The sequence below is a fragment of the Archangium violaceum genome, from assembly GCF_016859125.1.
GTDB classification, from domain to species: domain Bacteria; phylum Myxococcota; class Myxococcia; order Myxococcales; family Myxococcaceae; genus Archangium; species Archangium violaceum_A.
Window position 1 is genome coordinate 2,446,719 of record NZ_CP069338.1, and the last position, 12,141, is coordinate 2,458,859.

Sequence of the window (12,141 nt, forward strand, 5' to 3'; positions counted from 1 at the left end):
GCCGGCTCGGGTACGTTCCCGCGCATGAACGTACTCCTGGCCCTGCTCCTGGCCGCGAGCGCCACCAGCGCTCCGGCCCCCCGCACCTTCCGCGTCGACTACTTCCACACCGGCAACGCCACCGAGGAGCGCTTCAGCCTCGATCGGCTCGTGGTGGAACCGCTGCCCTGGCCGGGCAGCCCCTCGCGCGCCATCGACGAGACCAACCTCGGCAAGTACCTCTTCGAGGTGCGTGACCGCGACACGAACCGCCTGCTGTACTCGCGCGGCTTCGCCTCCATCTACGGCGAGTGGGAGACGACGCCCGAGGCGCGCGAGGTGAACCGCACCTTCCACGAGTCCCTGCGCTTCCCCACCCCGGAGAAGCCCGTGCAGGTGATTCTCAAGAAGCGCGCGAAGGACAACTCCTTCCGCGAGGTGTGGAGCCTCACGGTGGACCCCAAGGACATGTTCGTCGACCCGTCCGAGCCCGCCTCGCCCGGCGCGCTGGTGAAGCTGTTGGACAACGGTCCGCCGGCGGACAAGGTGGACTTCCTCATCCTCGGGGACGGCTACACCGAGAAGGAGCGCGCCCGCTTCGAGAAGGACGCGCGGCGGCTGGTGGACATCCTCTTCACCTTCTCGCCCTTCAAGGAGCGCAAGCAGGACTTCAACGTCTGGGGGCTGATGCCGGCCGCCCGGCAGTCGGGCATCTCCCGCCCGTCCACCGGCATCCACCGCGACTCGCCCGTGGGCGCCACCTACGACGCCTTCGGCAGCGAGCGCTACGTCCTCACCTTCGAGAACCGCCGCTTCCGCGACATCGCCGCGTTCGCGCCCTACGAGTTCGTCGAGATCCTCGTCAACGGCAACACCTATGGCGGCGGTGGCATCTTCGGCCTCTACAGCACCGTGGCCGCCGACAACCTGTGGTCCCCCTACGTCTTCGTCCACGAGTTCGGCCATCACTTCGCGGGGCTCGCGGATGAGTACTACACCTCCGAGTCGGCCTACGCCCCGGCCGAGGAGCGCGTGGAGCCGTGGGAGAAGAACGTCACCGCGCTCAAGGACCCGTCGACGCTCAAGTGGAAGGACCTGGTGGCCGCCAGCACGCCGCTGCCCACGCCGTGGAAGAAGGAGGAGTACGAGGCCCACGCGCGTGAGGTGCAGAAGGAGCGCCGCCGCATCCGTGCCGAGCGCCGTCCCGAGTCGGAGATGGACGCGCTCTTCACCGCCCAGCGCGACTGGGAGGAGCGGTTCCTCGGCAAGCAGCAGTACTCCGGCAAGGTGGGCGCCTTCGAGGGCGCCATGTACGAGGCCCGTGGCTACTACCGGCCCCAGCTCGACTGCGTGATGTTCACCCGGGACCGGGTGCCCTTCTGCGCCGTGTGCCAGCGCGCCATCTCCGAGGTCATCGACCTGTACGCGGGCAAGGGAGCGAAGGCGACGAAGAAGGCGACGAAGAAGGCACCTTGAGCCTCGTCCTCGCGGCCCGGGAGTGGGGTTCCGGGCCGCCAGGCCGTTGCTCACCTGCCTGCTGCGGGCCGGATTGTACGTCTCCAACCTGACACGGAAAGGAGGCGGACACACCCATGGCCATGATGCACAATCAGGAGACGGAGTCCTGGTCTGGTGAGGGAGTAGGAACGAGCGCGGAGTCCTTCCTCGCGCGAATCAACCGTGAGGTCCCCGAATACTCTCCGACCGAGGCGGCGGACGCGGTGATCAGCGCGCTCTGCGAACGGCTCCCCGGCGGGTTGGTTCAGGAGTTGAGGGAGCAGTTCCCCGAGAGTCTGCGCAAGCTCTTCGAGCGCAGTTGGAAGGACCGGAGCGCGCCCGCGCACAAGTTCGACAAGGACGACTTCTACCTGGACATCGCCGAGCGGCTGCAGATCGAACCCGAGAGCGTCCGCCTCGTGCTCCATGTCGTCTTCGGCTCCATCCACTCCCAGATTACCGAGCGGCTGGCGGAGAAGATCGCCGCCGAGATGCCTCCCAACATCTCCGGTACCTGGGACGCCGCGCGCCGCGACGCGGATCTGCCTCGCTGAGCGCCCGTTGGACATGAAAACCCCGGAGGGCCACGATCGCCCCCCGGGGTTTCCCGTACCTTCCCCCTGACGACTACCGGCCCTGCCCCTCGATGGCGAAGACGAGCGTCACCGTCGCGTTCACCGTCTGCTCCTGCGGCTGGATGGGCGTCGACACGTCCGCGGCTCCGGCCATCGAGGCCATCTCGAAGCGCGCCGCCATCGGGAAGGGGCGCGGCGGCTCCGTCACCGTGCTCGCGTCCAGCACCGGCCCCAGCTTCACGCCCAGCGACGTGGCCAGCACCTGCGCCGACTGCCTCGCCCGCTCCACCGCGTCGCGCAGCGCGTCCCCCTTCACCACCTCCGGCTTGCTCAGCCCGAAGCGCACCGCGTCCACCCGGTTCGCCCCCGCGTTCAAGGCCGTGTCCAGCAGCGGCCCCACCCGCGCCAGCTCGCGCACGTGCACCTCCACCGTGTTGCTCACCCGGTAGCCCTTCAGCTTGGGCGTCGCGTTCGGCTTCGGCTGGGGCTCGTACTCCGGGAACACCGTGTAGTTGCGCGTCTCGATCTCCTTGCGCGGGATGCCGGCCTGCACCAGCGCGGCGATCACCTTGTCCATCTTCCGCGCGTTCTCCTCCGCCGCCGCCTTCGCCGTGGGCGCCAGCGTCTCCATGGCCAGGTCGATGAAGGCCTCGTCCGGCGCGACCTTCACCTCTCCGGTGCCCTCCACCCGGATGGTCCGCGCCAGGGGATTCACCAGCGGCGGCGCCGGAGCCGGTGACGGCTGCCTGGGTTGGGCCAGGGCCACCGGAGCAAGGGTGCTCAGCAGCAGGACGAGCAGCGGGGTTGTACGTACGGCGGGCATCGAAGTGCCTCCTGTGAATGAGGTGTCACGCCTTGAATCTGCTGACGGAGGAGCAGGCGCGGTATTCTCGCCAGCCACAGGGAGATGTCATGCGGACACTGCTGGTGCTGATCGCGCTGCTCGCGGGAGGTTACGCGGGGTATGTGGCGTTCTTCGTCAAGACGCCCTACTCGTCCTACTCGCAGGCCCAGCTTGGCCAGCTCGAGGACGAGTACACCCGGCAGTACCTGTCGGCCGAGGGTGACGAGAGCGAAGCCCTTCGCGTCTCGCTGACGCTCATCCGGGAGGAGCTGGCCCGGCCGCTTCATATGAAGGCGGCGCTCGGTGTGGCGGGACTCTCCCTCCTGGGAGCGCTCGCCCTCACGCTCGTCCGGAGCAGGCGCCGCGCTGACACGGCCCAGGACGCGTACGGCTCGTCCCAGGAGCTCGCGGACCCCTCCTCCACACCGGCCCCGGTGGTCTCTCGCGAGCAGGCCGCGGCGCTCCTCGGGGTCCGCCCGGACGCGCCTCGCGGCGTCATCGAGGCCGCCCTCCAGGCCCAGCTCGCGGAGAGGGACCCATCCCTGCTGCACGGGCTCGATCCGACTCTCCGCCAGCGCGTCCTCCAACAGCGCGAGGTGCTCACCCAGGCGGCGAACCTGTTGCTGGGGCGGCAGGAGCTTCCCTTGTCGGACGGCTCGAGCCGGAGCTGAGCCGAAGCGTGCCGGGTCCGGCGCCTCAGGCCGCCTGGCCCGGCTCCGCGTTGCGCGCCTTGGTCACCCACTCGCGCACCTGCTCGCGCAGCCGCTGGGGATCGAACGGCTTGTCCACCCGCGCGTTCTGCACCGTGTCCATGAAGGCCCTCGCGGCCGGCGTGAAGGCTCCACCGGTGACGAACACCATCCGGCGCGCCACTCCCGGCGCCGTCGCCGTCAGGTCCGCGTGCAGATCCATGCCCGTCAGGTCCGGCATCATCAGGTCGCAGAGGATGACGTCCACCTCCGCGCCCTTCGGCCCCTTGAGCAGCTCCAGCGCCTGACGCGAGCTCGTCACCACCTCCACGTCGTGCTCGCGCGCCAGCGTCCGCCGCAGCGCCGAGCTCACCATCACATCGTCATCGACAATCATTACCCGGCCACGCACGCGCGCACCCTCCTGCTCTTGTTGCATCTGACGCACTCCCTGCTGCTGCTGGGACGAGGACACGGGCGCCGCCGCGGCCCGCAGTGTCACACGAACTACCGTCCCCTTGCCCAGCTCGCTCTCCACGGCGATTTCTCCCCCCATGGCGGTGATGAATCGGTGACACAGGGCCAGTCCCAACCCCGTCCCCACACCCACCGGCTTTGTGGTGAAGAAGGGGTCGAAGATGCGACCCATGACCGCTGGGGGAATCCCACACCCGGTATCGCGCACCTCCGCCACCATCCGCGCCCCGTCCCGCCGCGTCACCAGACGGACCTCGTTGCTCAGCGCATGCCCCTCGGGCAGCGCCTGGGCCGCGTTGATGATGAGGTTGAGGAAGACCTGCGCCAGGCGGGACTCGTTGCCGTCCACCCACCCGGAGTCGCCGTACTCCTTCACCAGCCGGGCCCGGGGCGCCAGCTCGCTGCCGGCCAGCTTGGCGGCCGAGTCCAGCATCGCGTGCAGGTCCACCGGCCCCCGCGCGTCCTCGTCGCCCCGGGAGAACGTCTTCAGGTCCTGGACGATGCGCCGCACCCGATCCGCGCCGTGCCGGGCCTCGCCCAGCACCCGGTCGATGTCCTCGAGCCGCCGGCGGCCCGGAGCGCCCGCGGGCAAATCCCGCCCCAACGCCGCCGACTCCGCGAGGGCGTACTCCAGGTTGGAGACGATATAGGCCAGCGGGTTGTTGATTTCGTGGCCCACGCCCGCCGCCAGCGTGCCCACCGCGGCCATCTTCCCCGCCTGCACCAACTGCGACTGGGCCTGACGCAGGGCGCGCAGGTTCTCGTCCAGCTCGCGGTTGGCCGCGGCGAGCTCGCGCGTACGCTCATCCACGCGCGCCTGCAGCCAACGCTCGCGCCGCTTGAGCCGGCTCATCTGCAACACGTACCCACCCAGGGCCAGCGCCCCCACGCCCAGCGCGCAGAGCGCGTAGAACGCCAGCGTCTCGCGGAAGCGCGGGATGACGCTCAGCTCCACCACGGCCCCGGGCTCCGTCCACACCCCGTCCCGGTTGGCCGCCGTCACCACGAAGCGGTACTCGCCCGGAGACAGGTTCGTATACGAAACGGTGCGCCGATCCTCGGCATCCACCCAGTCCGGGTCGTGGCCCAGCAACCGGTAGCGCAGCGGCAGCCGCGTGGAGTCTCCCAACGAGAGCGCGGTGAAGCGGAACTCCACGTCCCGCTGCCCGGGCTCCAGCACCAGCCTGCCCGAGGGCGGCACCGGCCGGCCCCGCACCCGCACCTCCTCCAGGCGCGGCTCGGCCGCGGGCCAGCGCACCACCATCCGCTCTGGATCCACCGCCACCACGCCGCGCAGCGTGGGGAACCACAACCGCCCGTCGCGCGAGCGCCACCCCGCGGGGAACAGGCCCCCGTTGCACTCGGAGCTGCGCATGCCGTCGCGCCGGTCGAAGAAGACGGGCCGCACCGTGGGGCGCAGACCCTCGGCCACCTCCTCCAGCTCGCGCCGGGACACCCGGGAGATGCCGCGGTTGCTGCTCATCCACAGGAAGCCCTCCGAGTCCTCGAGCACGCGCAGGACGAAGTCCTCGTAGAGCCCCTGCGCGGTGGTGAAGCGGGTGAAGCGCCCGCCGCGCAACAGGGTGAGGCCCGAGCCCGAGGCCACCCACAGGCCTCCCCGAGGATCCGCGTACAGGTCCAACACACGGTTGCCCGTCAGCCCGTCCGCCGAGGTGTAGCGGGTGAAGGTGTCGCCCGACAGCCGGTACAACCCCCCGAAGGCGCCGAACCAGAGCGTCCCCTCGGAGTCCTCGGCCATGGTGACGACGGGCAGCGCCGCGCCCGACGGGGCGCCCTGCTCCGCGCCGAAGTGCGTGAAGGTGCCCTGGCGCAACCGGCTCAGGCCCGTGCCGGTGCCGAACCACACGTCCCCGCGCGAGTCCGCGAAGATGGAGTAGATCAACTCGTCCGGCAGTCCCTGCTCGCGACCTACCCGGGAGAAGCCCCGGCCGTCGAAGAGGAAGGCGCCCCCGGTGGTGCCCACCCACAAGCGGCCCTCCCGGTCCTCGCAGAGGGAACGGACGTTCGCGTGGGGCAACCCCTGCTCCGGGCCGAAGTGGGTGGACACCCCGTCCTTCAGGCGCGTCACCCCGCCCGCGAAGGACCCCACCCACACCGCCCCCTGACGATCCTCCAGCACCACCGAGGTCAGCTCGTCCTGGATGCCCTCGGGCTGGCCGAAGGTGACGAAGGGCGCGTCCCGCAACCGGCTGAGCCCTCCCATCATCGTCCCCACCCAGAGGGAGCCCTCGCGATCCTCCAACAGGGAGAGCACCGCCGAGTTGGAGAAGCCCTGCTTCGGACCGAGCACCGAGAAGGTGCCCCCCGACAGGCGCGCCAGCCCGCCCGTGTCGGTGCCCACCCACAGGTTGCCGTCCCGGTCCTCCGCCAGGGCCATCACCTTGTCGTCCGGCAGCCCGTCGCGCGTGGTGAAGAGCCGGGCCTGCCCCTCGCGAAGGCGCACGAGCCCCGCGTCCGTCCCCATCCACATCGAGCCATCATGGCCCTCGAGCAGCGCCCGCACCGTCGCCCGGGCCGCGGCTCCCGGCAGACGCACCGGCTCCACCCGCTCCCCGGACAGCCGCACCAGTCCCTTCCCCGTGCCCACCCACAGCACCCCGTCATGATCCACCCGCAGCGCGTACACCCACTCGGAGGGCAACCCCTCCGCGGTGCCGTAGCGCCGCGCCTGGCCCTCGCGCACGTGGAAGAGCCCCTCCTGCGCACCTACCCACAGGCCCCCGTCCAAGGCGCGCACCAGCGCGGACACCTCCACCTCGCCCGGTCCCGCCGGAGCCATGCGCTGGAAGCGGCCCTCCCGGTACGAGAGCAGTCCCCGCCCCGTTCCCACCCACAACGTGCCGGACGCGTCCTCGACGAGGGCGCGGATGACCTCGTCGCGCAGCTCGGGCGTGTTGCGCCTGTCGTAGACGGTGAAGTGCACGCCGTCGAACCGGGCCAGGCCCTCCCACGTGGCCACCCACAGGTAGCCGTCACGCGTCTGCGCGAGCGCGAAGCCGGTGTTCTGCGGCAGCCCGTCCTCGTCCTTCCAGGTGTCGTGGCTGTACTGCGTGACGCGACGGGCGGGGTCCAACGCGAGCGCGGGACCGCCCAGGCCCATGAGCACCGTCATGACCAGCCCCAGCAGGCCGTGCACCCCGTCTCGTCGCATTCCAGTCACCATGTGCCATGTTCGACGTCCCTGGAGCAAACCCCATCCCGGGAACTCCCGCCGCACGCCGGGCCGCCCCTTCTTCCCTGGATTCCAGGAAACCTGGGGGCAGGCGGCCAGACGAGCCCCAGCCGCGATGGCGCTTCCACTTCATTTGAAGGTGCTAGCTTCGCCCATTCTCCGTGATGAACGCCACGAGCCCCCGGGCAACGCCCGACCCCGCCCCCGAGCCCCCCGCGCTCGCGCCTCCGCCGGAGGAGCCCCGCCGCCGACCCCGTCACCGCTCGGACTGGCCCCGCCGGGCGAACCAGGTCTCGGTGGTGGCGCTGCTCGTCTTCGAGTTCACCGTGAGGGGCAACGACAGTCCCTGGCGTGAGGTGGTGGCCACGCTGCTGGCCGGAGCGGTGGTGGCCACCTTCGCCGGGGAGCTGGTGCGCGATGGCTGGGCCTTCCGCCTGAGGCTGTGGCGCCACCGGTGGCCGGACCTGCTCTTCGCCGTACCGGCGACGCTGTCGCTGGGCGCGGGGAGCCCCCGGGGCGCGGCGACCCTGGTGGCCCTGCGCCTGCTGGCTCGCGAGCTCATCGATCTGGTGGCGTGGCGCCCGGCGCGGCCCGTGCTCCAGGCCCTGCTGCAGCGCCCGCTGCCGCTCCTGTGCCTCTCCTTCCTGCTCACCATCGCCGTGGGCACGCTGGGGCTCATGTTCCCCGCGGCCACGCGGGACGGCACGGGCGCGCCCTTCCTCGTGGCGCTCTTCACCGCCACCAGCGCCTCGTGCGTGACGGGGCTGGCCGTGGTGGATACCGGGAGCTACTTCAGCACCTTCGGCCATTGGGTGATTCTCGGCCTCATCCAGGTGGGCGGCCTGGGCATCATGACGCTCACCACCACGCTGGCCCTGGCCTTCCGCAGCCAACTGTCGGCGCGCACGCGCGGGGCCATGCAGGAGATTCTCGAGGAGGAGACGGTCCAGGGCTTCCAGCGGCTGCTCTACTCCATGTCCCTCATCACCGTGACGCTGGAGGTGCTGGGCGCGCTGGCCCTCTACCCCTCCATGGCACTGGCCCCGGATGGCCGGGCGCTGGCCGCCTCGGAGCGCGTCTTCTACGCCCTCTTCCACGCGGTGAGCGCCTTCTGCAACGCGGGCTTCGGCCTCTACCCGGACGGCCTGATGCGCTTCGTGGGAAACCCCGGCGTCAACCTCACCGTCATCTCCCTCATCACGCTGGGGGGCCTGGGCTTCCCCGTCGTCACCTCGCTGCTGGACTGTGGGCCGTGGAAGGAGCGCGGCGTGCGCGGGGCCTGGCGCGGCCTGCCGGTGCACTCGCGCGTGGTGCTCCTCACCAGCGCCACGCTCGTGGTGGGGGGCACGCTCGCCTGGCTCGTCCTGGAGTGGAACCACTCGCTGGCGGGGCTCTCCCTGGGACAGCGGCTGTGGGCCAGCCTCTTCCAGAGCGTGTCGCTGCGCACCGCGGGCTTCAACTCGGTGGACTTCGCGAAGCTGGGCACGCCCATGCTGCTCTTGTGCCTAGTGCTGATGTTCATCGGCGGCTCGCCGGGAGGCACCGCGGGCGGGGTGAAGACGACGACGGTGGCGGTGCTCGCCCTCACCTTCCGGGCCCTGCTGCGCAACCGCTCCGAGGTGGAGGTGATGGGACGCAGCATCCCCCCGGCCACCGTGTACCGGGCGTGCGCGGTGAGCCTCATCTCCTTCGGCCTGCTCTTCGGCCTGGCCTTCCTCCTCTTCGCCGCCGAGCCCCACCTGCCCTTCCGCGACCTGCTCTTCGAGGCGGTGAGCGCGTTCGGCACCGTGGGGCTGTCCACCGGCGTGACTCCGCAGCTGTCCGCCACGGGCAAGCTGGTGGTGTGCGCGCAGATGTTCGCCGGGCGGCTGGGCCCCTTCACCCTCGCGCTCGCCCTGGGGCTGTCCAAGGCGCGCGCCAGCTACAGCTACCCCTCGACGAAAATTGTCGTGGGCTGAGGAACGATGATGCGCAGGACGTACGTGGTGGTGGGCCTGGGGCAGTTCGGCGAGCACGTGGCACGGCGCCTCTCCGAGGCCGGCGGCGAGGTGCTGGCCGTGGATCGCTCGCTCGAGCGCGTGGAGGCCCTCAAGGACGTGGTGGCCCAGGCGGTGCGCGCGGACTGCACCTCGGAGGAGGCCCTGCGCGTGCTCGGGGTGGGCAAGGCCGAGGTGGCCGTGGTGGCCCTGGGCGAGGAGGACTTCGAGGCCGCCGTGCTGGGCACCGCGGTGCTCAAGGGGCTCGGGGTGAAGACGGTGGTGGCGCGCTCCTCCAACCGGCAGCGGGGAAAGATTCTCGCGCTCGCGGGCGCCACCCGCGTGGTGTACCCGGAGGCGGAGATGGGAGATCAGCTCGCCCGCCTGCTGCTGCACTCGAGCATGCAGTCGAGCACCGAGCTGCCCAACGGCTACGCGCTCGCCGAACTGCGCGTCCCCGAGCACGCCGCGGGCAAGAGCCTGCAGGAGCTGCGGCTGCGGCAGACGCACGGGCTGAACGTCATCGCCATCCAGCACCGGGGCGTGGTGAACGAGCCCATCCCCGAGGCCATGCTCCACGCGGGAGATGTGCTCCTGCTGGCGGGCAAGGGCGAGCGGGTGGCCGCGCTCGCGCGACTGTGGGACCCGGGCCGCTAGCGGCTCAGACCCGCTCGACCTTCGAGAAGATGCGCCGCAGCAGCGCCTCTCCGTCCGAGCGCGGCGGCGCCGAGGACACGAACGACGGCAGCGCGGGGTCCTCGGACCGCGGGGGCCTGGACTCGAGCGCCGCGGGCGGGAGGCCCAGACACCCGGTGCCCGGGTGGGTGCATGGATGCTGTCCGGTCTGGTGCAACATGGAGAGCCTCCCGGGAAGGAATGCGGCACCGGACGAAGTCTGCACTCCGGGTCTGACATGCCAGGTTGGGAAGAGCAGGGTCTTCCGGCGTTCCACCGGGCAGGAAGCCGAGCCGCGCTTCACACTCCGTTGCAGCCGGATTCCACACACCCCCAGCTTGCCAGCGGACACTCGAAAGGAGTCCGACACATGAAGACCGTCATCCGGATTGGCTTGTGTGCGGCGGCGCTGTGGGGTGGCGCGGCCCTGGCAGGAGAGGACTGGAAGCAGCCGGGCGCCGGCGGCTCCGGCCTGGAGCAGGATCGGTCGATCTACCGGGCCGAGGACAGGGGAGCGGACACGGGCGTCTACGTCCTCCTGGGAGGCGGCACGGAGGGCTACACCGGCACGAACGCCTCCGCCCTGAACCCGGGCTTCGCCTATGGCGCCACCGTCGGCGTCAAGCCCTCGAGGATGCTGGGCTTCGAGCTCAACTACAACGGCGCCTTCAACGACGTCGACCTGGCGGGGCCGGGGGGCACGGCGGATGGCGCGGACATCATGCGTCAGGGCGGCCAGGCGGCGATCACCCTCGGGCTCACCACGACGAAGCTGCAGCCCTACGTGCTGGGCGGCATCGGCATCCAGAACTACAACGTCCGCGGCACCAGCCCGGTGTTCGGCTTCGAGGATGACACCAGCGGGTACGTGCCGGCCGGCGTGGGTCTGCGCTACAACATCGGCCCGCTGATCACCGCGGACGCGCGGGTGGACTACAACATCCCGTTCGCCCAGGACTTCGCACCCGACAACGACGTGGGCGACGGACGCTACAGGGCGCTGCTGCAGCTCGGTGGAACCTACTGACGTGCCGGCCCATCTCCACGCGGCAACGAGGGGAGGCCCGGGGCTACGTGCCCTCGGGTCTCCCCGTTGACGTTCCCGGGCTCACTCAGGAGAAGCGCGCCATGAAGGCGCCCAGCTTCGCGCCCGCCTCGCGCGTCGCCTCATCCAACCGCCTCGGCCCCGCCGGCAGTTGCATCGCCAATTCCACCAACGCTGGCTTCATCTCGTCCCAGGCCGCGTGGGACTCCGCCTCGCTCCCGAAGTGGCGGGCGTGCACCAGCCACCCCGAAATGCCACACGTCAGCGCGTAGAACGAGCGCTCCGGGTCCTCCTCCAGCGTGAGGCGCAACCCCGCCGGGTGCTCCTCGTCCCGGACGATGGTACCGCCTTCCGCGCCTCCCAGCCCCAACGTCCGCCCCTCTTCCACCGGCCTCCAGCTCTGCTCGTCGCTCATCGCCTCTCGTGCCTCCCACTCGGGGTCCACCCTGTTCCACCCGGGGGCCGAACGGCAACCACCCACTCGTGCGCCAACGGGCGACCAGGCGATTCCCTCCCCGGAGCCCCTCGATTTTCCCTCGATTAAACCCGCCTTATCCCCCGCACTCCGCGTATGGAAATCCGCCCCTGACTCCCTGAACAACCCGGAAGTCACCGCACCATCCACACGAGCACATGTCTGGAATGAAGGACCGGGCGGATTGTCGGAGTAGCGCCTCCCAGGCCGCCTGCACAGCAGGCGATTACCCCATCGAGTAAGAGGAGCCCGACATCCATGAATCGCATCACCATCGCCGTCCTGATGCTCTCCACCGCCGTTGGCTGTGGAACGAGCCGTAGCGCGACCGGGGGGCGCGCGGAGCGTGAAGGAAACGGCACCGTGACAGGCATCATCTCTCTGGCCGACGAGGTGGGCCCGAAGACCGGGGACTTCTGCGAGGGCCTCACCGTGAAGGTGGCCTACGCGGACGCACCCGAGGACGTGCTCGGCAGCCGCATGGTGAAGGTCAGCCGCGGCCGCTGCAGCTACCAGGTTTCCGGCCTGCCCAGCGATGGCCCGGAGCTGCAGCTCACCGTGACGCCGTCGCCGGACTGGAAGTGTGGCAACGCGGGCACGCCAACGCTCGAGCCGGCGCAGCAGCCCCTCAAGCTGCGGGACTACCAGGCGGAGACGCGTGACTTCCGCGTGACCTGCGAGACGCCGTCGGCCGAAGCCGCGCAGCAGTGAGGTCG

At 70.6% G+C, this 12,141-nt stretch carries 11 protein-coding genes; 7 read left to right on the forward strand and 4 right to left on the reverse strand.

The features are described 5' to 3' along the window. Nucleotides 1–24: 24 nt before the first annotated feature. Nucleotides 25–1,455: an IgA Peptidase M64 gene (locus JQX13_RS10505; RefSeq protein WP_203408897.1), complete on the forward strand. Its 1,431-nt coding sequence runs from the start codon at nucleotides 25–27 to the stop codon at nucleotides 1,453–1,455. A 116-nt stretch (nucleotides 1,456–1,571) separates the two neighbouring features. After that, nucleotides 1,572–2,030: a DUF2267 domain-containing protein gene (locus JQX13_RS10510; protein ID WP_203408898.1), complete on the forward strand. Its 459-nt coding sequence runs from the start codon at nucleotides 1,572–1,574 to the stop codon at nucleotides 2,028–2,030. Nucleotides 2,031–2,103: 73 nt separating this feature from the next. On the opposite strand, the gene JQX13_RS10515 is transcribed toward JQX13_RS10510, so the two are convergent. Then, the gene (locus JQX13_RS10515; RefSeq protein ID WP_203408899.1) at nucleotides 2,104–2,874 is read right to left on the reverse strand and encodes an SIMPL domain-containing protein; all 771 of its coding nucleotides are present in this window, start codon (nucleotides 2,872–2,874) and stop codon (nucleotides 2,104–2,106) included. Nucleotides 2,875–2,963: 89 nt separating this feature from the next. Between JQX13_RS10515 and JQX13_RS10520 the strand changes: the two genes are divergently transcribed. Next, nucleotides 2,964–3,566 (forward strand): hypothetical protein, encoded by a 603-nt coding sequence (locus JQX13_RS10520; protein WP_203408900.1) that lies wholly within the window; start codon nucleotides 2,964–2,966, stop codon nucleotides 3,564–3,566. Nucleotides 3,567–3,591: 25 nt separating this feature from the next. Here the strand turns inward: JQX13_RS10520 and JQX13_RS10525 are convergent, their stop codons facing one another. Continuing rightward, nucleotides 3,592–7,233, reverse strand: coding sequence for a two-component regulator propeller domain-containing protein (locus JQX13_RS10525; RefSeq protein WP_203408901.1), 3,642 nt, complete (start codon nucleotides 7,231–7,233; stop codon nucleotides 3,592–3,594). Nucleotides 7,234–7,418: 185 nt separating this feature from the next. Here JQX13_RS10525 and JQX13_RS10530 point away from each other — a divergent pair, with 185 nt between their 5' ends. Together JQX13_RS10530 and JQX13_RS10535 are read left to right on the forward strand one after the other, a co-directional pair. Further along, nucleotides 7,419–9,212 (forward strand): TrkH family potassium uptake protein, encoded by a 1,794-nt coding sequence (locus JQX13_RS10530; RefSeq protein ID WP_239015272.1) that lies wholly within the window; start codon nucleotides 7,419–7,421, stop codon nucleotides 9,210–9,212. A gap of 6 nt (nucleotides 9,213–9,218) precedes the next feature. Continuing rightward, nucleotides 9,219–9,887, forward strand: a complete 669-nt coding sequence (locus JQX13_RS10535; protein WP_203408903.1) for a potassium channel family protein — start codon at nucleotides 9,219–9,221, stop codon at nucleotides 9,885–9,887. A 4-nt stretch (nucleotides 9,888–9,891) separates the two neighbouring features. On the opposite strand, the gene JQX13_RS10540 is transcribed toward JQX13_RS10535, so the two are convergent. Further along, nucleotides 9,892–10,086, reverse strand: a complete 195-nt coding sequence (locus JQX13_RS10540; RefSeq protein WP_203408904.1) for a hypothetical protein — start codon at nucleotides 10,084–10,086, stop codon at nucleotides 9,892–9,894. Between the two features lie 189 nt (nucleotides 10,087–10,275). Here JQX13_RS10540 and JQX13_RS10545 point away from each other — a divergent pair, with 189 nt between their 5' ends. After that, nucleotides 10,276–10,932: a hypothetical protein gene (locus JQX13_RS10545; protein ID WP_203408905.1), complete on the forward strand. Its 657-nt coding sequence runs from the start codon at nucleotides 10,276–10,278 to the stop codon at nucleotides 10,930–10,932. A gap of 85 nt (nucleotides 10,933–11,017) precedes the next feature. Here the strand turns inward: JQX13_RS10545 and JQX13_RS10550 are convergent, their stop codons facing one another. After that, nucleotides 11,018–11,365 carry a hypothetical protein gene (locus tag JQX13_RS10550; protein ID WP_203408906.1) on the reverse strand — a complete coding sequence of 116 codons (348 nt, stop codon included), beginning with the start codon at nucleotides 11,363–11,365 and terminating at the stop codon, nucleotides 11,018–11,020. Nucleotides 11,366–11,683: 318 nt separating this feature from the next. On the opposite strand from JQX13_RS10550, the gene JQX13_RS10555 reads away from it, so the two are divergent. Further along, nucleotides 11,684–12,136: a hypothetical protein gene (locus JQX13_RS10555; RefSeq protein ID WP_203408907.1), complete on the forward strand. Its 453-nt coding sequence runs from the start codon at nucleotides 11,684–11,686 to the stop codon at nucleotides 12,134–12,136. The last annotated feature ends 5 nt before the right edge of the window (nucleotides 12,137–12,141 follow it).

Bases quoted from the DNA above. Each gene is read 5' to 3' on its own strand.
- JQX13_RS10555 (WP_203408907.1), top strand. From the start codon at position 11,684: ATGAATCGCATCACCATCGCCGTCCTGATGCTCTCCACCGCCGTTGGC.
- JQX13_RS10510 (WP_203408898.1), top strand. From the start codon at position 1,572: ATGGCCATGATGCACAATCAGGAGACGGAGTCCTGGTCTGGTGAGGGA.
- JQX13_RS10530 (WP_239015272.1), top strand. From the start codon at position 7,419: ATGAACGCCACGAGCCCCCGGGCAACGCCCGACCCCGCCCCCGAGCCC.
- JQX13_RS10550 (WP_203408906.1), bottom strand. From the start codon at position 11,365: ATGAGCGACGAGCAGAGCTGGAGGCCGGTGGAAGAGGGGCGGACGTTG.
- JQX13_RS10540 (WP_203408904.1), bottom strand. From the start codon at position 10,086: ATGTTGCACCAGACCGGACAGCATCCATGCACCCACCCGGGCACCGGG.
- JQX13_RS10515 (WP_203408899.1), bottom strand. From the start codon at position 2,874: ATGCCCGCCGTACGTACAACCCCGCTGCTCGTCCTGCTGCTGAGCACC.
- JQX13_RS10545 (WP_203408905.1), top strand. From the start codon at position 10,276: ATGAAGACCGTCATCCGGATTGGCTTGTGTGCGGCGGCGCTGTGGGGT.
- JQX13_RS10535 (WP_203408903.1), top strand. From the start codon at position 9,219: ATGATGCGCAGGACGTACGTGGTGGTGGGCCTGGGGCAGTTCGGCGAG.
- JQX13_RS10520 (WP_203408900.1), top strand. From the start codon at position 2,964: ATGCGGACACTGCTGGTGCTGATCGCGCTGCTCGCGGGAGGTTACGCG.
- JQX13_RS10525 (WP_203408901.1), bottom strand. From the start codon at position 7,233: ATGCGACGAGACGGGGTGCACGGCCTGCTGGGGCTGGTCATGACGGTG.
- JQX13_RS10505 (WP_203408897.1), top strand. From the start codon at position 25: ATGAACGTACTCCTGGCCCTGCTCCTGGCCGCGAGCGCCACCAGCGCT.